This is a genomic window from Clostridium sp. AF32-12BH (assembly GCF_003477935.1).
Taxonomy (GTDB): domain Bacteria; phylum Bacillota; class Clostridia; order Lachnospirales; family Lachnospiraceae; genus Brotaphodocola.
This window is the reverse complement of record NZ_QUEH01000017.1, coordinates 1-20,710: the sequence shown is the minus strand read 5'-3', so window position 1 is coordinate 20,710 and position 20,710 is coordinate 1. Positions and strand designations below refer to the sequence as shown.

The window sequence follows — 20,710 nt, the reverse complement described above, 5'->3', positions numbered from 1 at the left end:
CTTAAAATTCTCCAAGCAATTTCACTTCCAGCTCCAGTTCCACCCCGAACTGCTCTTTTACCTTCTCCTGCACCTGTCTGCAAAGAGAAAGAATATCCGCAGATGTGGCATGATCCCGGTTAATGACAAAACCGCAGTGCTTTTCCGATACCTGGGCACCACCCACCGTAAATCCGCGAAGGCCGGCATCCTGGATCAGTTTTCCTGCAAAATAGCCTTCCGGGCGCTTAAAAGTACTTCCCGCACTTGGATATTCCAATGGCTGTTTTTCCCGGCGTTTCGCTGCCAGATCATCCATGACGGCACGGATCTCATCGGGATCTCCCGGCTGCAGCATGAGCACTGCCTCCAGCACAATGTAACCCTTTTTCTGGATGCAGCTGGTGCGGTACCCGAGCTCCAGTTTTTCTGCCGGAAGCGTTACAACGTCTCCTTCCGGCGTCAGCACGGTCACCTCTTTCAATACCTGGCACAGTTCCCCACCGTAGGCACCTGCATTCATAACTACGGCACCGCCAATGGTTCCCGGAATCCCGGCTGCAAACTCAAAACCGGTTAGCGAAGCTGACAACGCCTGCTTTGCCACATAAGAAAGCAGTGCGCCGGCACCTGCCCGCACAAAATTTTCTTCCACCGTGACCTGCCCAAATGGCTTTCCAAAGGAAACCAGCACCCCGCGGTAGCCCAGATCGCCCACCAGCAGGTTGCTGCCGTTTCCGAGAATGGAATACGATAGCTTTTCTTCCTTACAGATGGCAAGCACCTGTTTTAATTCTTCTGCACTGGCCGGTTCGATGTAAATATCTGCCGGACCTCCGGTGCGGAAGGTTGTATGACGGCTCATAGGCTCATTCGTTAAACATGTTCCCGCCGTTACTGCCTGTTTCAATCTTTCTGCTGCCTGTTTCATGTTGTTCCTTCTGCCTTTATTTTTTGATTGCTGTTTCATGCTCGCAAGGGCTGCTGTTTTCGCAAGCGTCTCCGGCAGCCCAGAATGATATATCTTTATTTTTACTTGTTGCCAAGATTTGCCTGCACCCGGTTGTAAAGCTCCTGAGCTGCATTGTAGCCCATCTTCTTCTGACGGTAGTTAACCGCAGCAGACTCCACGATGATCGCCAGATTTCTGCCCGGACGGATCGGAATATTGTGGCATACCACCTGATTGCCCAGAAACTCGGTATAACGGTCTTCCAGTCCCAGCCGGTCGTATTCTTTATCTTTATCCCAGTCTTCCAGCTTGATGACCATATCAATGTTCTGGGTATCTTTAACACTTTCAACACCATACAGGGATTTTACATCGATGATTCCGATACCGCGCAGTTCAATGAAATGCTTGGTGATATCCGGTGCACTGCCGACCAGAGTCGCATCGCTGACTTTCCGGATCTCAACCACATCGTCGGATACCAGACGGTGTCCGCGCTTGATCAGTTCCAGCGCTGCCTCGCTCTTGCCGATGCCGCTTTCGCCCATGATCAGGACGCCTTCGCCGAATACATCGACCAGAACACCGTGAATACTGATGCACGGAGCCAGCTTTACTTTCAGCCAGCGGATTACTTCTGCCATAAGATCGGAAGTACTCTTATCCGATACCATAAGCGGCACCTGATAATGCAGGCAGAGATCCTGCATGTCTTCGTCCGGTTCCTGTCCACGGCTGTAGACGACACACGGAATTTCACTGGAAAGAAGTTTATCGTATCGCTCTACCCTTACTTCTCTTGGCAGGGTATTGATATAGGCCTGCTCCACATACCCGATGATCTGGACACGTTCCCGGTCAAAATGATCAAAAAAGCCGGTCAGCTGCAGTGCCGGACGGTTCACATCTGGATGGCTTAAAACCACCTTGTCTGTATCAATCTCCGGAAGTACGTTTCTCATTTTCATTTTTTCAATTAATTCTGTAATCGTTACACCGTACATATTGCCCCGCTCCTTTATCTTAGTATTTCTGTCCGCACGCAGACGAACAGGCACAGTCTATCACTGTTTTTCTTCTTTTTCAGAATAGCTTTATCATACCATATTTTCCGTAACTTGTCATTACCGGTCACGTATTGCCAGTCTCCTCTAGAACCTCTACCGGCACATCCTCCTTCTTTTTCCGGAAGAAACGGTAAACACTCTCTGCCGCAGCCCGGTTCATGCCGGGCACCTGGGCGAGTTCTTCCTCACTGGCAGCCTGGACCGCCTCAATAGACTGGAAATGCTTCATCAGTGCCTTACGCCTGGTATCGCCGATTCCCGGAATATCATCCAGGATCGAACGCACCTGACTCTTGCTGCGCAGACTGCGGTGATACTCAATGGCAAAGCGGTGTGCCTCATCCTGGATACGGGTGATGAGCCGGAATCCTTCCGAATGACGGTCAATCGGAATCTCCACATTCTGGTAATAGAGTCCGCGGGTGCGGTGGTTGTCGTCCTTTACCATGCCGCAGACTGGAATGGAAAGTCCGAGTTCCGCAAGCACTTCTTCCGCAATATTGACCTGGCCCCGGCCGCCATCCATCATCAGAAGGTCCGGGAAACGGGTAAAGCTTCCGAACTGTTTCTCCACGCCGCGTTTCTTTAACTGGGATAATTCCTCAAGTCCATGGGTAAAGCGCCGCATCAGCACCTCCCGCATGGAAGCGTAATCGTTTGGCCCGATGACGGTTTTAATGCGGAATTTGCGGTAATCGCTTCGTTTTGGCTTGCCGTCCTCATACACAACCATGGAACCAACCGATTCGTAGCCGGAAATATTGGAAATATCGAATGCCTCCATCCGGCGCACACCGGAAAGGCCAAGCCAGGAAGCCACCTCGTTCATGGCTCCCGTGGTGCGCATCTCCTCCCGCTGATTCCGCTCAAAATCCTGCCGCAGTACCATGGAAGCATTTTTCCGGGCCAGTTCGACCAACCGTTCCTTCTCTCCCTTCTTCGGCACCACAATGTGAACCTTCTGTCCTTTTCTGGTGCTGAGCCACTGCTCGATCACCTCCGTGTCTTCCAGTTCCTGCTGCACCCAGAGTTCTTTCGGTAAAAACGGGGTTCCGGCATAAAACTGCTTCACAAAGCTGGTCAGAATCTGCCGGCTTTCCTTTTCCGCTCCGATGCGGATGCCAAAATGTTCCCGGCCAATCAGCTTGCCTTCCCGCACAAAGAATACCTGAACCACTGCGTCGGTGTCGTTCATCGCCAGCGCGATGATGTCCCGGTCCTCCATACTGCTGCTGGTAATCTTCTGCTTCTGTGCCACCTTTTTGACACTGGCTAAGAGATCCCGGTATTCTGCTGCCTTTTCGTATTCCATCTTTTCAGCCGCATCCATCATCTGATGTTCCAGCTGCTTTAAGAGATTGTCATAATGTCCATTTAAGAATTCCAGAACCTGCCGGATATGCTCTGCATACGCCTCTTTGCTGATATACCCCTGGCACGGTGCATCGCACTGTTTGATGTGATAATTTAAGCAGGGTCGGTCTTTGCCGATGTCACGCGGCAAAAAACGATTGCAGGTACGCACCTTATAAAGCTTGTGGATCAGATCGATCGTATCTTTTACCGCTCCGGCACTGGTATAAGGGCCAAAGTACCGGCTCTTGTCCTTTTTCATGGTCCGCGCAAACTGCACCCGCGGAAAATCTTCCCCCACCGTCACACGGATGTATGGATATGCCTTATCATCCTTTAGCATCGTATTGTAGCGGGGCTGATGCTCCTTGATCAGGTTGCATTCCAGCACCAGAGCCTCTAACTCTGAATCCGTCACAATGTATTCAAACCGGGCAATGCGGGATACCATCTGCTGGATCTTCGCCGTTTTTCCCCGGCTGCTCTGGAAATACTGGCGCACCCGGTTCTTTAAGCTGATGGCCTTACCCACATAGATGATCTCATCCTTCGCATCGTGCATGATGTAAACACCCGGCTGGGACGGAAGCTTTTTCAATTCTTCTTCGATATCAAATAACATGGTTTTCTATCTGTCCTTCCTCGTGCACTGTCTGCCAAAATTTTCATGGGACTGCTGAAACGTCAACAGTGCCTGCGAAAAATTTTAGCGCAGTCTGCTGCCGTCATAGCGCTTCTGCATGGTGAGGAAGCGGCGTACCGCGTAAAGCTGCTCCTGCAGGGATCCCCGCTCCGGTTTCATATCCAGAACCAGATACATGCTGTCTAATTCCTGCTGAGTAATGCGGTTTTCCAGCTGCTTTAAGCATTCCATGCGAAGGTCAAAATCTTCCGTATCCAGAAACTGGAGGAATACCGGATCCGGGGTGCGGTCAGCATAGTGCTGCGTAATTTTCTGATCTGTTTCCGACATCACTGTATTTTTCTGCGTTTCTGGCAACACTGCATTCCATCCGGCGGATTTCTGTCCGAAAGCCTGAGCCGCCCGCTGCTCCGCGCAGGTTCCAAAACTCTGCTCTGTTTCGCACGCTTCTGCGTTTTGTTTCTCCGGCACACCAAATTCTACCCGCTCAAACCGCCACTTCTGGCTTACTTGCGGGTACTTTTCATGATCCACTTCACTGGTAAACATGTCGTAGGGACGCACATACACCCCAAAGTCCCCGTAAAGCGCCTGGTAAACCACCATGCGCTCACCGGTTTCTGAGTGTTTTGCCACTGCCACGATCTGGTACAGTTTATTTTTAAAATGCCGGTAAAATTCGCCCGGTCTTACAATTCGCTCTGTCATCGTTCATTCCTGCCTGTTTTTTCTGTCTTCTTTTTTCTGCCTTTTGTTTTTTGTCTTCTGTTTTTGTTATTCCTACATCCGGCAACTATTTTCCACATTCACTTTTCTGAATTTTCTATCTGTTTACTTTTTAGTCTGGAAAATCACATTCTGTGAACCTTTGTCATTTTTCCGTTACACGGTCGGCGGAAGTGTCGTGCCGGTCTCCGGCGGAGTTCCCGGCTCCTCTGCGGTTTCCAACGCTTCCGAAAGCGCCTGGGCCGCCGGGAAATCCCCGATAGCCAGCTTTTCTCCTTTTTTGCCAGAAGAAGCACCCCCAGCTGCACTGGTTTTTCCATCCGAAGCAGGATTTCTACCTTGTGCTTCCTCTCCACTTTGCACACCAGCCCCGGTCGGCACCGTCAGGGCATCGTGTCCGGTCTCTTCCGGTGCATAGGTTGTTTCCGGGAGCTCAGCCCTGGAGGCTTCGATTGTTTTCTGCTCCTCTTCTGCCGCTTCCGGTGTCAAGAGTCCATCCCAGTTGTAAGTGCATGCTGCATCCCACAAAAGCCACTCATTGTAGCCGCAGTCATAGACTGCCCGGATCTGGTCACGCACCTGTTCCCCGCCGTACGGAATATGGTTTTTCAGCCAGCTCGCCGTAAAATCCTGAAGCCACGGACGGACCTCTGCCACATGGTCTCCATTTAGTCCGGCAAAGTACAATTCCTTTCTGGACTCTGTCAGTGCCGCACAGATGGTATCGTACGGACGCATATCCGGATGATCGATTCCATAGTTTCCATCCGAATAATGCGACGGATAGATCATGGGGCTGATATAGTCCAGATGTTTCGCCATCTCTCCGTAAATCTGTCCCACGGAGTCTGCATTGACATCACTGTTGATGATCGCGCCAAACACATCTGCCGACACAAACAGCCCCTCAGCGCTCAGCTTCTCGTACTCGTATTCCATAAACTCCAGAATGATATCTGTCCGGCTGCGCCCCTTCGTATCTTCCTCATCAAAGACTGCGTCCTGCATGCCTTTTTCCGTACAGAAACGCACATAATCGAACTGGATCTCATCAAATCCCAGTTTTTTCGCTTCCAGGGCAATCTCCGTCAGATAATCCCAGGCTTCCTGTTTGTAAGGATTAACCCAGGCATGATCATCACGGTCTTTAAACACGCTTCCATCGGACTTTTTTACGCACCAGTCTGGCTGTGCCTCCGAAAGCCACGCATCACGGAAAGCCGGGATCCGCGCAATGGTATAAATATGGTGTTCCTTCAGTTTCTGCATCAGACCAGCCATATCTTCAATATAAACTTTCGTCGAACCAAGCTGGTTTATGAGCGGAGACTCCGTCTCACACACCACACGGCCAAAGTCATCTTTAAAGTCAATGACCAGCGCGTTGGCCTCGGTCTTGTCAAATTCCTGAAGGAGGTTATCCACCATGGCCGGAGTTCCTGCCACATAAGCGGAAATATAAATGCCCTTTGCCTTTATAGCATCCCGGTGCGGTCTGGATTCAATTTCAATTTCTGATATTAATTTTTGTTCTTCGGCTTCTGCATTCTGCCCTGCTCTGTCTGCTGCTGTATCCGCTTCCGTCTGATCCTGCGCATCGTTCCCCACCACGATCGGATCAGGTGCCGTGGCAATTTTCTCAGCATTGTGGAGAAAACTGCATCCCGTGATTGCAAACACAAACAGTAACAGACCGGCCAGAAGCCATCTTCGTTTTCCTTTCATGCGCTTAATTCCTCTCCTGCATTCTAATTCTGTACGGAATTTTCATTTTCATTGGATATGAGTGCGACGCCAGCGGCGCGCCCACTGATTCAGGAAATTTCTATCGCGTACAGTAACGTAAACCCACAGTATAAGCCGATTATATCACACATTCTATTTTTTTGACAAATCCAGGTGCAAAACTGAATTTTATGTGATACAATAGCTCGCATGGAAAGGGGTATTATTACTATGAAAATTGGATTTGACAATCAAAAGTACTTAAAGATGCAGTCCGAACACATCCGCGAGCGGATCAGCCAGTTCGGAGACAAGTTATATCTGGAGTTTGGCGGCAAGCTGTTTGACGACTACCATGCTTCCCGCGTCCTGCCGGGCTTTGCGCCGGACAGTAAGCTGAAAATGCTTCTGCAGTTAGCGGACCAGGCCGAGATCGTCATCGCGATCAATGCCGCAGATATTGAGAAAAACAAGATTCGCCACGACCTTGGCATCACCTACGATGCAGATGTTCTCCGTCTGATCCAGGAATACCGCGACAAGGGTCTGTATGTCGGCAGTGTTGTTATCACCCGCTACACCGGACAGCCTTCCGCAGATGTCTTTAAGACAAAGCTTGAGCATCTTGGCATCAAAGTATACCGTCATTATCCGATCGACGGATACCCGAACAACATCGCCCACATCGTAAGCGACGAGGGCTATGGAAAGAACGACTATATCGAAACCACCAAGCCGCTTGTCATCATCACCGCACCGGGACCTGGAAGCGGAAAAATGGCTACCTGCCTCTCCCAGCTCTACCATGAGAACAAGCGCGGCATCAAGGCTGGCTACGCAAAATTCGAGACCTTCCCGATCTGGAACATCCCGTTAAAGCATCCGGTCAACCTAGCATATGAGGCCGCTACCGCTGACTTAAACGATGTCAACATGATCGACCCGTTCCACTTAGAGGCTTACGGCGTGACTACCGTGAACTACAACCGTGACGTCGAGATCTACCCGGTTCTGGCTGCCATGTTCGAGGGCATCTACGGCTATTGCCCGTACAAATCCCCGACCGACATGGGCGTCAACATGGCCGGAAACTGCATCATCGATGACGAAGCGTGCCAGGAAGCATCCCGTCAGGAGATCATCCGCCGTTACTACCAGGCGTTAAACCGTGTGGCAAAAGACAAGGGCAGCAAGGATGAGGTTTACAAGATCGAGCTTCTTATGAAGCAGGCCAAGATCACGACCGACATGAGAAGTGTTGTTCCGGTTGCTGTGAACCTCGCCAAAGAGACCAACGCACCGACTGCAGCCATGGAACTTCCGGACGGAAAGATCGTAACCGGAAAAACCACTGCCCTGCTTGGAGCATCCGCAGCAGTCCTGTTAAACGCAGTCAAAGAGCTTGGCGGCATTTCCGACGATATCCACTTAATCTCCCCGACCTTCATTGAGCCGATCCAGGGATTAAAGACCGGATACCTTGGAAGCAAAAACCCGCGCCTGCACACCGACGAGGTGCTGATCGCCCTCTCCATGTGCGCTGCAACCGATCCGAACGCAAAACTTGCGTTAGAGCAGCTTCCGAAATTAAGAGGATGCGAGCTTCACACCTCTGTTATGCTTTCCTCTGTTGATACCAATACCTTCAAGAAGCTGGGTCTGAACCTCACTTCTGAGCCAATTTACGAAAACAACCGGCTGTATCATTAATTTTTGATTGACCATTACCTTACGAAAAAGGAGGCATTCCCAAAACAGGGATGCCTCCTTTTTCGCTCTATTATGCTTTTATTCCAAACAGTTCCGGATGCGCAGCCACATACGCAGCTGCATACTCTTTATCTTTCCCGATCCGTTCTTTGAGTGCCTCCAGAGAATCAAACTTCTGCTCCGGCCGCTCAAAACTCAAAAGCTGGACCTGAATCTTTTTTCCGTACAGATTTTCATCCAGTCCCATGACATAGGTTTCCACCCCGACCGGATTTTCGCCCTGGATCGTAGGTTTTCTGCCGATGTTGCTGACTCCGCCATAAAACGTTCCATCGATCAGCACGCGGGAAACATACACGCCAAACGGCGGCAGATGCTTCTCTGGCGGCGGAAGGATGTTTGCGGTCGGAAATCCCAGGACATCGCCGCCGATATGGTTACCATGTACCACGGTTCCGTGGATCGCATAGGGCTCGCCCAAAAGCTCATTGGCTTTTTCGATGTTGCCGCGGTCCAGTTCTTCCCGGACATAGGTACTGCTGATGTCACGGTGCTCGTCCTGCTTTTTCTCGATGATGATCGTCTCAAACCCGTATTCTGGTCCCATCTTGCGAAGGAGCTCCGCGTTTCCGGCTCCTTTATAGCCAAAACTGCAGTCTGGTCCGGCAACCACTGCCTTTGCGTGCATCTGTCCAACCAGCACATCCGTGACAAAGCGTTCCGGTGACATGGCTGCCACTTCCCGGTTAAAGGGATACTCCACCAGATAGTCCATACCCATGGCCTGCATGTTGTTGCGGCGTTCCTCGTTGGTGGTAATAACCGTCGCCCGCTTTCCTTCCACAACACCAAGCGGTGCCATGTCAAAGGTAAAAACTGCTGTTTTCCATCCGCGGCTTGCTTTTAAGCGCAGCATCTCTTTTAACAGCTTCTGGTGTCCCTGATGCCGCCCGTCAAATTTTCCAATGGTTACCACGGTTGGTTCCTCGATACAAAACTCCCTGGTCCCGGTAATTACCTTCATAACTAGTTTCCCCCAAGAAATATTTTCTGTGGCTGATAACGCCGTTTTTCTTCGCTGTAACGGTAGATGCCGATAAAATGGTGCTCGCTGTCATAGACGCGGACGCCGTCAAAGCGGTCTGCAATAGATGAAGCCAAATCACGTTCGTTTTCAGATCTTCCAGATAATTCTGCGGCCATACTGTTCTGCACCACTTCGTTTTCTGGCAGAGCAGCTTCTGTTTTCGGCAATGCAGTCCGGTTTTGGGAAGCAGAGAGCAGTTCCGTCTGTTTCTGCCCTGCCTCATTTTCCACTTCTGCTACCTCCTCCGTAAACGGATTCCCATTATGTACCAGCTTGTCCCCTTCTCCTGCTTTTGTCACCAGCGCCGGAAGTCCCAGGAATACACCTTCTACCGGAACCACGTATTCTTCTACGCGTCCTTCATCCCGAAGTTTCTCAATCTGGGACAGGGTCAGGCTATCTTCCAGCCTAAAGCGGTCCACGCGGGTGCGGAGCAAAGATTCCATGCAGCCGCCACAGCCCAGTTTTCTTCCAATGTCATAGCACAGGGTACGGATGTAGGTTCCTTTGGAACAGGTCACGGAAAATGTCACACGCGGCAGATCCACCTGCTCGATCTGGATATCCAGAATCTGTACCGGTCTTGGCTGACGCTCTACTTCTTTGCCCTGACGAGCCAGCTCGTAAAGTTTTTTTCCGTTGACCTTTAAGGCAGAGTACATCGGCGGGATCTGCATATAGTCACCGAGAAAGCTAAGGATCGCCTCCCGCACGGCTTCTTCAGTTACCTCGACCGGATACTCTGCCAGAACGGTTCCTGTGGTGTCCTGGGTATCGGTCTCCTGTCCCAGAAGCAGCACAGCGCGGTAGGTCTTGGTCTTATCGGTCAGCATATCGCAAAGTCTGGTGCCCTTGCCTAAACAGACCGGAAGTACCCCTTCCGCTGCCGGGTCCAAAGTACCAGTGTGCCCAATCTTTTTCATGCGCAGGATGCCGCGAAGCTTCGCTACCACATCGTGGGAGGTAAAGCCTTTTTCCTTGTATACATTGATGATTCCGTCCACTAGGCGTCATGCTCCTTTATCTGCTTCTCAATCCGTGCGGAAAGATTGTTGATGACATCGTGCACGCTTCCGCTCATGGTGCAGCCAGCTGCGCGGACATGTCCGCCGCCTCCAAAGAAGGAAGCCACCTTGCTGACGTTCACGAAATTGTTGGAACGCATGCTTACCTTGTATACATGGTTCTCCGTCTCATGAAGGAAGATTGCCACTTCCACACCGTCCGTTACACGAAGCTGGTCCACAATGCCATCCAGGTCCGATGCTTCCACGCCGTAGAAGTCCATGTCCTGCTTGCGCACAACACTGAAAATACATTTGCCGTCCAAAAACAGTACACTCTCCAGCACAGCGCGTCCCATGATCTGGTTCTGCACATAGGTCTTTTTATAAAAGCTGCCGTCGATGATCTGGGAGAAGTTAATGCCTTTTTCCATCATCGCTCCGGCTACTTCCATGGTCTTTGCGGTGGTATTGCTGTTTTTAAACACGTTGGTATCGTGGATGATGCCGGTATAGATACACTCTGCCACTTCTTTGCTGATCTTTTCTTCATCCAGAAAATCATACAAAAATTCGCAGGTGGCACTGGCATTGGCATTTACAAAGTTCTTTGCCGCATAGCCTTTGTTGGTGATATGGTGATCCAGGCAGATGCTGGTCTTTGCGGTATCCAGATACACCACATTGTTTCCGAGACGTTCCCGGTCTCCGCTGTCTAAGCAGATGCAAAGCTCATACTGTTTCCCGGTATTGGAATCGGAACTGATCCGCTCGAACTGTTTTAAATAAGAGAATTTCGCCGGAGGCGTCTCCAGATAAACATCCACCGTTTTTTCCGGATACTGCTCTGTAATATAGTTGCACACAGCAAGGCAGGAGCCCACACAGTCTCCGTCCGGTCTCACATGACCGACAATGGCGATCGTGCCTGCGGCTTCCACCATTTCCATCAGTTTGCGTTCCTGCATTTACTGTCTCCCCTTTCAGTCTTTTAAATCTTTGGTGACCTCGTCGATCAGTCTGGACATGTTCACGCCATACTCGATGGACTGGTCCAGAACAAAAGTGATCTCCGGGGTATTTCTTAAGTTGACACGGTGTGCCAGCTCTCTGCGGATGTAGCCGACCGCACTCTTTAAGCCAGTCAGGGCATCCTTCGCGCGCTCCTCGTCGCCAAGTACGCTGATGTACGCCTTGCAATATTTTAAATCCGGCGTAACCTCTACTGCCACAACAGAAGTCATGGCACCATTTACACGCGGATCTTTGATCTCGGTGCGGATGATCTCACTGAGTTCTCTCTGCACTTCCATGTTGATTCTTGTATTTTTGATGCTGTTTTTACGCATTATTTTTCTTCCTCTCTAAATACTCTTAAAGGAAGCACCGGGCAAAACTGCCAGTGCTTCCTTCCTTAAGTTTCGGGGATCCATGACTGCCTGACATATCACTACAGCCACGAAATTTTCAAATCCTAAAATCCTAGCGCGGTACCTCTACCATCATGTAAGCTTCTACCATATCGTCTTCCTTGATATCGTTGAACTTCTCGAATACAAGACCGCACTCGTAACCGGTTGCAACTTCCTTGACATCATCCTTGAAACGCTTTAAGGAAGCAAGCGCACCGTCGAAGATCTGCTCGCCGTCACGGGTAATGCGGCAGGAGCATCCTCTCTGGAACTTACCATCCATGACATAAGCACCTGCAATGGTACCAACGCCGGATGCCTTGAAGGTCTGGCGGACAACTGCGTGACCGATGACCTGCTCCTCGTATACCGGATCAAGCATACCCTTCATAGCGGCCTCGACATCCTCGATTGCCTGGTAGATGACGCGGTACAGACGCAGGTCTACCTTCTCGCGGTCTGCAATGGACTTCGCGGTAGCATCCGGACGTACGTTAAATCCGATGATGATCGCGTTGGAAGCGGATGCCAGGGATACATCGGACTCGTTGATCGCACCAACGCCGCCATGGATGACTTTGACCACAACTTCCTCGTTGGACAGTTTTACAAGACTCTGTTTTACTGCCTCTACGGAACCCTGTACATCTGCTTTTACGATGATCGGCAGTTCCTTCACATTACCAGCCTTGATCTGGCTGAACAGATCATCCAGGGAAATCTTAGCCTTGGTGTCTGCCAGTAATTTATTCTTGCTCTCAGAGATGAAGGTCTCTGCGTAGCTTCTTGCCTCTTTCTCGTTCTCGGTTGCCATCAGCACGTCGCCTGCACCCGGAACATCATTTAAGCCGAGGATCTCAACCGGCATGGACGGACCAGCTTCTTTGACTCTGCGGCCCTTATCGTCCATCATTGCACGGACTTTACCATAGCACGGACCTGCAGTTACGTTATCGCCCACACGCAGGGTACCTTTCTGTACCAGAATGGTAGCAACCGGTCCTTTGCCCTTATCCAGCTCAGCCTCGATGACAAGACCTCTTGCGCGGCGGTTCGGGTTTGCCTTTAACTCTTTTACCTCTGCAGTCAGAAGGATCATCTCCAGAAGTTCCGGAATACCTTCCTTGGTATGTGCAGATACCGGTACGAATACGGTATTTCCGCCCCAGTCCTCCGGAATCAGCTCATACTCAGCCAGCTCCTGCTTTACGCGGTCTACGTTTGCAGACGGTTTATCGATCTTGTTGATCGCAACAATGATGTCAACGCCTGCAGCTTTTGCATGGTTGATTGCCTCAACGGTCTGCGGCATAACGCCATCGTCTGCTGCTACAACCAGGATCGCGATATCGGTAGACTGAGCACCACGCATACGCATTGCGGTGAATGCTTCATGTCCCGGGGTATCCAGGAAGGTGATCTGCTGTCCACGTACATCTACCGTGTAAGCACCGATGTGCTGGGTGATACCGCCTGCCTCGCGGGAGGTAACGTTGGTCTGACGGATCGCATCAAGCAGGGAAGTTTTACCATGGTCAACGTGTCCCATAACGCAGACTACCGGCGGTCTGGAAACCATGTCTTCCTCGTTCTCCTCGTCCTCTTTTAAGAGCTCGGCGATCACGTCTACCTTCTCCTCTTTCTCGCAGAGAACATCGTACTCTACTGCGATCTCCTCAGCCTGCTCGAAATCGATCTCGGAGTTTAAGGTTACGATCTTGCCCTGTAAGAACAGCTTCTTAACGATTGCGGACGGCTGCAGTTTCATCTTGTCAGCCAGTTCCTTGATGGTCAGAACCTCCGGAATGGTGATTACCTTTACGGTCTCCTCTACCTTCTCCTCAACCGGCTTCTGCGGCATGATGAACGGATGCTTGGAAACCTTGCCATTCTTGCTTCTTGGTCCGTCTTCCATCATTCTGGTCTTATCGTATTTATCTTTCTTATGCGCATTGTTGGTCTGCTGACGGTTGTTGGTCGGCTTGGTCTGGATCGGGGTATCGTAGCTCTTAGAGCCGCCGTCTCTCTGACCCGGTCTGCCTGCGCCGCCCTGACGGTTTCCGCCAAAGCCGCCGCCCTGGCGGTTGTCGCGGTTTCCACTAAAGCCGCCGCCCTGACGGTTATCTCTGTTGCCTCCAAAGCCTCCGCCCTGACGATTATCTCTGTTTCCGCCGAAGCCGCCGCCCTGACGGTTATTATCACGGTTAAAGCCACCTTCGCGGTTTCCGTTAAAGCCGCCCTGGCGGTTGTTATCACGGCCTGCGCCGCCTTCACGGTTGCCGCCGAAACCTCCCTGACGGTTGTTATCACGGTTGAATCCACCCTGGCGGTTGTTGTCACGGTTTCCGCCAAATCCACCCTGGCGGTTGTTGTCGCGATTTCCGTTAAAGCCGCCCTGACGGTTATTATCACGGTTTCCGTTAAAGCCGCCCTGACGGTTGTTGTCGCGGTTTCCGCTAAAACCTCCCTGACGGTTGTTGTCACGGTTTCCGTTAAAGCCGCCCTGACGGTTGTTGTCGCGGTTTCCATTAAAGCCGCCCTGACGGTTGTTATCACGGTTTCCGTTAAAGCCGCCCTGACGGTTGTTATCGCGGTTTTCTGCGGTCTGTGCCGGTCTTGCCTGCTGCGCTGCTGTCTCTGCTGGTCTGTTTGTCTGCGGAGCAGATGCCTGCTGCGCCGGTGCAGATGCGCTCTGTGCCTGCGGGCGTGCTGCCTGCTTTGGCTGCGCCGGTCTCTGCTGGGAATTCTGCGGACGATATACCGCTGCCAGCTTTTTCTTCGGTGCTGCGCCTTCTGCTGCTTTCTGCTCAGAAGCGCCCAGAGCTTTCTTTACCATTCCAACCTGTGCATCACTTACATTGGATGAATGGGATGTTACATCCTGATGATTCTTCTGTAACACATCTAATACATCTTTGCTGGTTTTTCCCAGCTCTTTTGCCAGTTCACTTACTCTCATACTCACTACCTCCGATTGTATTCATTTGTTTCACGATTGCCTTTGCCAGTCCTGCATCCACAACAGCCAGCGATGCACGCATCTGCTTGCCCATGGAATGCCCAAGTTCCTCTTTTCCGCCTAAAAATAAGATGGGAACTTTATAGTAAGTACACATATTGGTAAACATTTTTTTCGTGTTGTCGGAAGCCTCCTCTGATACAATGACCAGGTGGGCTTTTCCGCTCTTTACGGCTTTCTCCGTAGAGAATTCTCCGCTTGCAGTCTTTCCGGCCTTGGTTGCCAGTCCGATCAGGTTCAGGATTTTCTGTCTGTTATCCAAGCTGTTCCATCTCCTTTTCCAGTGTCTCGTACACCTCTTTTGGAATTGCCATCTTGAAAGAACGCTCCAGCCCTTTTCCCTTTACTGCTTTTTTGAAGCAGTCCATAGACGGGCAGATGTAAGCGCCGCGCCCGTTTTTTCGTCCGGTCGCATCGACTACGAATTCCCCTTCCGGTGTCTTCAGTATACGGATCATTTCTTTTTTGTTTTTCATTTCGCCGCAGCCGATACACTGTCTCTGCGGAAATTTCTTCGCATTCACCAATTGCTCACTTCCTATTCCAATCTTGTTCCAGTCTTACAGGTAACTGTCCGGTAACTTTCCGTTACACGCCCAGTCTGTTTTTGCGTTTAGAACTCTTCTTTGTTCTCTGAATAATCATCGGTAGCGGATACTTCGAAATCAGCATCCAGGTTGTCATAGACACCCTCTTCCTGATAGTCGATTCCCATTTCCTCGAACAGGCCCAGCTCTCTTGCCTGAGTCTCGCTCTTGATATCGATCTTGTAACCGGTCAGACGTGCTGCCAGTCTTGCGTTCTGTCCCTCTTTACCGATTGCCAGGGAAAGCTGGTAATCCGGAACAATAACCTGTGCCTCTTTGCTCTCTTCGTCTGCAACGACGCAGATGACCTTTGCCGGGCTAAGTGCATTCTCGATCATGAATGCCGGGTTCTCATCCCAGGTGATGATATCGATTTTCTCACCGCGCAGCTCGTTTACGATGGAGTTGACACGGGCACCATTCATGCCGACACATGCGCCAACCGGATCTACGTTCGGGTCATTGGAGCATACCGCGATCTTGGTTCTGGAACCTGCCTCACGGGCGATGGCCTTGATCTCAACGGTGCCGTCTTTTACCTCGGTAACCTCTTCCTCGAACAAACGCTTTACCAGGTCCGGATGAGTACGGGATACGGAGATACGTGGTCCCTTCGGGGTGTCCTTAACTTCCAGGACATACACTTTAATACGCTCGGTCGGCTTAAATACCTCGCCCTTTACCTGCTCAGCCTCATTTAAGATTGCGTCAACCTTACCTAAGTTGATGCTGACGTTCTTACCAAGGTAACGCTGCACGATACCGGTTACCACATCTTTTTCTTTCTGGTACCACTCGTTGAACTGCATGCTGCGCTCTTCCTCGCGGATCTTCTGCAGGATTACGTTCTTTGCGTTCTGGGTAGCGATACGGCCGAAAGACTTAGACTCGATCGGGCAGTTGATGATATCGCCCAAGAAGAACTTCGGGTTTTTCAGTCTTGCTTCTGCGTAGCTGATCTGGGTTAACGGATCCTCTACCTCTTCCACAACCTCTTTCTCTGCGTATACAGAGAAGTCACCGGTCTCCGGGTTAATGTTTACTTTGATGTTATCTGCTTTGCCGAAATGGTTCTTGCAGGCAGTCAGCAGAGAGTTCTCGATTGCTTCAAGCAGGGTAGCCTTGCTGATATTTTTTTCCTTTTCCAGCAGGTTTAATGCCTCGATTAATTCCTTATTCATGGTTTTATCCTCCTAAAATCCTTCTGTTTAAAAATCAAACGCCAGCCGGATCAGCGCAATGTCCGGACGCTCAAATACCAGTTCGCCCTCTGCCGTTTCGATCGTCACAGTTTCTTTATCGTATGCTTTTAAGATCCCGGTAAATTCTTTCTGCTTATTCTGGGCCTTATAAAGACGGATTTCTACTTCCTCGCCAAGGCTGCGCTCAAAGTCACGCTCCTTCTTCAGCGGACGACCAAGTCCCGGGGAGCTGACCTCCAGAATGTAGCTGTCCTCGATGAAATCGGTCTGGTCAAGCCAGTCACTCAAAATACGGCTGATGACCTCACAGTCATCTACCGCAATGCCGCCCTCTTTGTCAATGTAGGCGCGCAGGTACCAGGTACCGGCCTCTTTTACATATTCCACATCCCAGAGTTCAAAGTTGTGCTCTGCAAGAACCGGAAGCAGAAATGCTTCTGTTTTGGATTCGTATTCTTCTCTTCTTGTCATGATTGTCACCTCTCTTCGTTACTGTATACGCGCACGTGTACAGTAACACCACTCCACGTCGCGCTCTGGCAAAAAATTGAGAGTGGACGTATGCCCACTCTCAGACTGTCAGATTATCATGTTATCATCGATATTATAGCACCTGTTTTTCGGAAATGCAAGGGGTTTGTACCGATGTTATGGAAAATATTATCCAAAAATCATCCGGAGTTCATTCCTGTATCCCTGCGAATCTTCCAGGAACCGTAATCTATTTTCTTCATATTATAAACTATAAGCATAAGGAGGACCGGCTATGGAACCCATTTTAAAAGCCTGCGGAATCAGCTATTCCTACCATTCCCCAAAAGGAGCCACTCCCGCCCTGTCCAACATTTCTTTTACCGTAAGTTCCGGCGAATTTCTCGCGATCGTCGGCCCGTCCGGCTGCGGCAAGTCGACGCTGCTTTCTCTTCTTTCCGGTCTGCTTACCCCGGAAGAAGGTTCTATTTATATAGAAAATACGCCTCTGAAAGAAGCACGTGCCGGCATCGGATATATGCTCCAGCGAGATCATCTGTTTGAATGGCGGAGCGTGCGGGAAAATGCCGCACTTGGGCTTGAGATCCGCCATCAGAAAAATCAGGAAACGCTCCGGGAACTGGATGAAATGCTGGAAAGCTATGGGCTTGCCTCGTTTGCGCACGCAAAGCCTTCTGAACTTTCCGGCGGCATGCGTCAGCGCGCTGCCCTCATCCGCACCCTGATCTTAAAACCAGACCTGCTGCTTTTAGATGAGCCGTTCTCTGCCTTAGACTACCAGACAAGACTTGCCGTATGCGATGACATTGCTTCTATTATAAGAGAAACGCACAAAACCGCCATTCTGATCACCCATGATCTGGCAGAAGCCATCAGCACTGCAGACCGTGTGCTGGTTCTTTCCGAACGCCCCGGGAGAATCAAAGCAGAGATTTCTTTGTCCTTTGATCCTCAGTATGACAGTCCCTTAAAACGCAGGAACGCGCCAGAATTTTCCGGCTATTTCAATCAGGTATGGAAAGAGCTCCAGTCCTGATCATGCCGCTTCTTTGCCTGGCGTTTTTTCAGTCATATCATGGTCCCAGGCAGTCAGATTGCTTTCCAGTACAGGATGCCGTCGCGCTCCGACCGTTCGATGAAGCCTTCTCCCATCATATACTCCATACAGGAGAATGTCTTTGCCCAGATCTGGGTACAGGAAGCAAAGTGCGCATAATCCGGCGGTCCCTGGCTTCTTCCATAAGTCCGCACCCCGATATCACGGGTTGTCAGTGGTTTCCCCGCCTCTTCCAGAACATGCTTCATGATCTCACACTTGTCCAAATAGCCAAAGATAATGCGGTTCACTTCCTTCTCAACATCCTTAATCTCGCCGTAATGACAGGGAAGGAAGTAACAGTCTTTGTACTTGTGTTTCAACTCACCAAGAGAATCCATATAGCATTTTAACATGCCCAGATCCGTCTCCTGGGTCCCCACGATCGGAACAATGGTCGTCATGATCTGGTCCCCTACGAACATCAGCTTTTTCTCAGGTTCATAAAGTCCGCACTGCCCAAAGGTATGTCCTTTTAACAGCACGACTTCAAAGCAGTAGCCTCCATAAGAAAGCGTCTCTCCCGGGTGAATCGGGAGAAACGAAAGTTCCAGCGGTGCTTTGACTGATGCATACGCTTTTGTTGTATATTCCATAAAAGTATCATATACTTCGGGAGTTTCTTCTTTCGTGACTCCTACGATCCGGAGATTTTCGATCCGGGCCTGTTCATCTGCCAGGTAGCTGTGTAAAAGGTCGACCCGTTTTCTTGTCTCGTCCGGATTCATAAATGCCCTGGCACCAAGCTCCTGCAGCTTCGGGACAAGCCCCGTATGATCCGGATGCTCATGGGTGATGAAGATGTCCAGCTTTTTATAATCAATTCCGAGCGCATCGACCATGCCTTTTAAAATCGTCCAGTCCCGCTCAGTATTGTTGGAGGTATCGACCATCAGACTGCGTTCCTCCCCACGGATGATGTAAAGATTCCGCGGACTTCTGTGGTGATCCTCGTATGGAATGGTTTCGAGAAAAATGTTCTTTTTAATTTCTCTCATGATATCCCTCCTGTGTCCTGACGCTTATCTATTATTGTAGAGAATTTCGTTAAAATTGTCAAATCCTCACCGCCCTCTTTCTGATATTTTTTTAACATTTCAAGCGTATTTTTCTGGCTTTTTTTCTCTCATTCTTTATAATAAAACTATGATTACAAAGGAGAACGGTTATGAATTTACAACAGCTATATTACTTTCGAAAACTGGCTGAAGTCCAGCATTACACAGAAGCAGCCAAAGCACTTTATATCACACAGCCAAGCCTCAGTGATTCCATTGCTTCCCTGGAACACGAGTTTTCTGTTTCTTTGTTCCAGAAAAAAGGGCGCGGAATCCAGCTTACCAAATACGGGCAGGAATTTTATCAGTACGTGAACCAGGCACTGGGAATCCTGGAACACGGCATTGCCATCATAAAAGAAAAATCCGATTCTGTAACCGGAACCATCGATGTTGGCTTCTGCTCTATGGTAGAGAACCGGGACGACCTTGTTTTTGTTCCCATCACCTATCAGGAACTGATTATGATCGTCCGAAATGCCCCCCTGGCTTCCTTTGATTCGATCGAACTGACCGCTTTAAAAAAGTACACACTTTTCACTTACCGTGACACCATTCCCATCGGAAAAACCATCCGGAAAATTCTGAACAGGAAAGACATGGAAGCCTCCTACTGTTATGACGACGAGATCTCCATTGCCGGGCAGATCAACCGCTCTTCCAAAGCTGCCATTGTGGCAGATACTCCGTTTTTAAAACAGTTTGACAATCTGAAAAAGATCCACTTAACGGATGTTCCCAAAGACACCCGCCTGCTTTACATGGTGTACAGCAAGAAAAATTTCATCACTGCAGCCGTGGAGGCTTTTGCAAACTTCATGGTTGCGCGCTGCTTAAATCTGCCTCCGGAATCTCCAGCCAGCACTGCCTGACGCCTGATTCAGAAACCAGTTTTTATAGCAGTCAGACCGGTACGCAGGCTGACTGCAATCTCAAGTCCCTGTCCCTCACGTCCTAACAGATATTTCTTGTCGATGCGACAGTTGGTGAATTTCAGTTCTCCATGACCTGCACCACGGCAGCCCATCATATGCGGCATGTTGATGACTTCAAATCCCGGTGCATCCATTGGTACGAAGAAGGCGGAAAGTCTGTCGTCCTTATCAGAATCCGGATTGGTTACAGCAATGACATATGCGAATTCGCAGCAGTCCGTGTGGGAGATCAGGGTCTTCTCACCGTTTAATACATAGCTGTCGCCATCCTTCACTGCCATGGTATGTAAATCAGCTCCGGTACCGCCGGTTGCCTCTGTCAGTGCGAAGCAGGTAAATGCTTCCTTATTCTGGAATTTTGACATATACTCTGCCTTCAGTTCCAGACTGCCGTAATCATCCAGGATTCTCCAGTTTAAGTCCATTGCATAGTGCAGATGCATTCTCATTCCACCCGGTCCTCTGGAGAACTCTTCCTTTGTTAACTTGCTCATGTGATATCCTCCTTATTTGCGTTGATCATTTTGATTGTTGTATTTTTGTTTTATGTTGCGATTTCTTTAACAATCTTGATGATGCTATTATAACGTGGACCCGTCGAAATATCCAATCGGCTGTATCCCACGACAAACGCATGAATGATTATCCCCTGTCAATTCTTTT

19 protein-coding genes are annotated in these 20,710 nt (G+C 50.0%); 3 read left to right on the top strand and 16 right to left on the bottom strand.

Annotated elements, in window-relative coordinates; genetic code table 11:
- Position 1: 1 nt before the first annotated feature.
- The 5 genes from murB to DWZ40_RS15430 all read right to left on the bottom strand — a co-directional run bounded on the left by murB (position 2) and on the right by DWZ40_RS15430 (position 6,445).
- Positions 2 to 910: a UDP-N-acetylmuramate dehydrogenase gene (murB, locus tag DWZ40_RS15450; RefSeq protein WP_118543788.1), complete on the bottom strand. Its 909-nt coding sequence runs from the start codon at positions 908 to 910 to the stop codon at positions 2 to 4.
- 101 nt (positions 911 to 1,011) lie between these two features.
- Entirely contained in the window at positions 1,012 to 1,935 is a 924-nt protein-coding gene (gene hprK / locus DWZ40_RS15445; RefSeq protein ID WP_118543787.1) for an HPr(Ser) kinase/phosphatase, read from the bottom strand.
- 127 nt (positions 1,936 to 2,062) lie between these two features.
- A complete protein-coding gene (gene uvrC, locus DWZ40_RS15440) occupies positions 2,063 to 3,973 on the bottom strand; it encodes an excinuclease ABC subunit UvrC (protein ID WP_118543786.1) in 1,911 nt (636 codons plus the stop codon).
- Between the two features lie 84 nt (positions 3,974 to 4,057).
- Positions 4,058 to 4,702: a DUF1653 domain-containing protein gene (locus DWZ40_RS20145; protein ID WP_243035357.1), complete on the bottom strand. Its 645-nt coding sequence runs from the start codon at positions 4,700 to 4,702 to the stop codon at positions 4,058 to 4,060.
- Between the two features lie 174 nt (positions 4,703 to 4,876).
- A complete protein-coding gene (locus tag DWZ40_RS15430) occupies positions 4,877 to 6,445 on the bottom strand; it encodes a putative glycoside hydrolase (protein ID WP_118543785.1) in 1,569 nt (522 codons plus the stop codon).
- A 231-nt stretch (positions 6,446 to 6,676) separates the two neighbouring features.
- Here DWZ40_RS15430 and DWZ40_RS15425 point away from each other — a divergent pair, with 231 nt between their 5' ends.
- Positions 6,677 to 8,155: a DUF1846 domain-containing protein gene (locus tag DWZ40_RS15425; protein ID WP_118543784.1), complete on the top strand. Its 1,479-nt coding sequence runs from the start codon at positions 6,677 to 6,679 to the stop codon at positions 8,153 to 8,155.
- 70 nt (positions 8,156 to 8,225) lie between these two features.
- Here the strand turns inward: DWZ40_RS15425 and DWZ40_RS15420 are convergent, their stop codons facing one another.
- The 9 genes from DWZ40_RS15420 to rimP all read right to left on the bottom strand — a co-directional run bounded on the left by DWZ40_RS15420 (position 8,226) and on the right by rimP (position 16,937).
- Positions 8,226 to 9,179 carry a bifunctional riboflavin kinase/FAD synthetase gene (locus DWZ40_RS15420; protein WP_118543783.1) on the bottom strand — a complete coding sequence of 318 codons (954 nt, stop codon included), beginning with the start codon at positions 9,177 to 9,179 and terminating at the stop codon, positions 8,226 to 8,228.
- 2 nt (positions 9,180 to 9,181) lie between these two features.
- Entirely contained in the window at positions 9,182 to 10,246 is a 1,065-nt protein-coding gene (truB, locus tag DWZ40_RS15415) for a tRNA pseudouridine(55) synthase TruB (RefSeq protein ID WP_118543782.1), read from the bottom strand.
- The gene (locus tag DWZ40_RS15410; RefSeq protein WP_118543781.1) at positions 10,246 to 11,214 is read right to left on the bottom strand and encodes a bifunctional oligoribonuclease/PAP phosphatase NrnA; all 969 of its coding nucleotides are present in this window, start codon (positions 11,212 to 11,214) and stop codon (positions 10,246 to 10,248) included. The genes truB and DWZ40_RS15410 overlap by 1 nt, the downstream gene beginning before the upstream one ends.
- 15 nt (positions 11,215 to 11,229) lie before the next feature.
- Positions 11,230 to 11,595: a 30S ribosome-binding factor RbfA gene (rbfA, locus tag DWZ40_RS15405; protein ID WP_118531946.1), complete on the bottom strand. Its 366-nt coding sequence runs from the start codon at positions 11,593 to 11,595 to the stop codon at positions 11,230 to 11,232.
- 133 nt (positions 11,596 to 11,728) lie between these two features.
- Positions 11,729 to 14,617 (bottom strand): translation initiation factor IF-2, encoded by a 2,889-nt coding sequence (gene infB / locus DWZ40_RS15400; protein WP_118543780.1) that lies wholly within the window; start codon positions 14,615 to 14,617, stop codon positions 11,729 to 11,731.
- Positions 14,604 to 14,939 carry a ribosomal L7Ae/L30e/S12e/Gadd45 family protein gene (locus DWZ40_RS15395; protein ID WP_118543779.1) on the bottom strand — a complete coding sequence of 112 codons (336 nt, stop codon included), beginning with the start codon at positions 14,937 to 14,939 and terminating at the stop codon, positions 14,604 to 14,606. The genes infB and DWZ40_RS15395 overlap by 14 nt, the downstream gene beginning before the upstream one ends.
- Entirely contained in the window at positions 14,932 to 15,201 is a 270-nt protein-coding gene (locus tag DWZ40_RS15390; RefSeq protein WP_118531989.1) for a YlxR family protein, read from the bottom strand. The genes DWZ40_RS15395 and DWZ40_RS15390 overlap by 8 nt, the downstream gene beginning before the upstream one ends.
- An 89-nt stretch (positions 15,202 to 15,290) precedes the next feature.
- Positions 15,291 to 16,445 (bottom strand): transcription termination factor NusA, encoded by a 1,155-nt coding sequence (nusA, locus tag DWZ40_RS15385; protein ID WP_118543778.1) that lies wholly within the window; start codon positions 16,443 to 16,445, stop codon positions 15,291 to 15,293.
- A gap of 27 nt (positions 16,446 to 16,472) precedes the next feature.
- Positions 16,473 to 16,937: a ribosome maturation factor RimP gene (rimP, locus tag DWZ40_RS15380; RefSeq protein WP_118543777.1), complete on the bottom strand. Its 465-nt coding sequence runs from the start codon at positions 16,935 to 16,937 to the stop codon at positions 16,473 to 16,475.
- Between the two features lie 295 nt (positions 16,938 to 17,232).
- Between rimP and DWZ40_RS15375 the strand changes: the two genes are divergently transcribed.
- A complete protein-coding gene (locus DWZ40_RS15375) occupies positions 17,233 to 17,994 on the top strand; it encodes an ATP-binding cassette domain-containing protein (protein WP_118543776.1) in 762 nt (253 codons plus the stop codon).
- A 53-nt stretch (positions 17,995 to 18,047) separates the two neighbouring features.
- On the opposite strand, the gene DWZ40_RS15370 is transcribed toward DWZ40_RS15375, so the two are convergent.
- Positions 18,048 to 19,052 (bottom strand): MBL fold metallo-hydrolase, encoded by a 1,005-nt coding sequence (locus DWZ40_RS15370; RefSeq protein ID WP_118543775.1) that lies wholly within the window; start codon positions 19,050 to 19,052, stop codon positions 18,048 to 18,050.
- 170 nt (positions 19,053 to 19,222) lie between these two features.
- Between DWZ40_RS15370 and DWZ40_RS15365 the strand changes: the two genes are divergently transcribed.
- Complete coding sequence (locus tag DWZ40_RS15365; RefSeq protein WP_118543774.1) at positions 19,223 to 19,984, top strand: LysR family transcriptional regulator; 762 nt, start codon at positions 19,223 to 19,225, stop codon at positions 19,982 to 19,984.
- 8 nt (positions 19,985 to 19,992) lie between these two features.
- Here the strand turns inward: DWZ40_RS15365 and DWZ40_RS15360 are convergent, their stop codons facing one another.
- Positions 19,993 to 20,541, bottom strand: coding sequence for an acyl-CoA dehydrogenase (locus DWZ40_RS15360; RefSeq protein ID WP_243035356.1), 549 nt, complete (start codon positions 20,539 to 20,541; stop codon positions 19,993 to 19,995).
- Between the last annotated feature and the right edge of the window lie 169 nt (positions 20,542 to 20,710).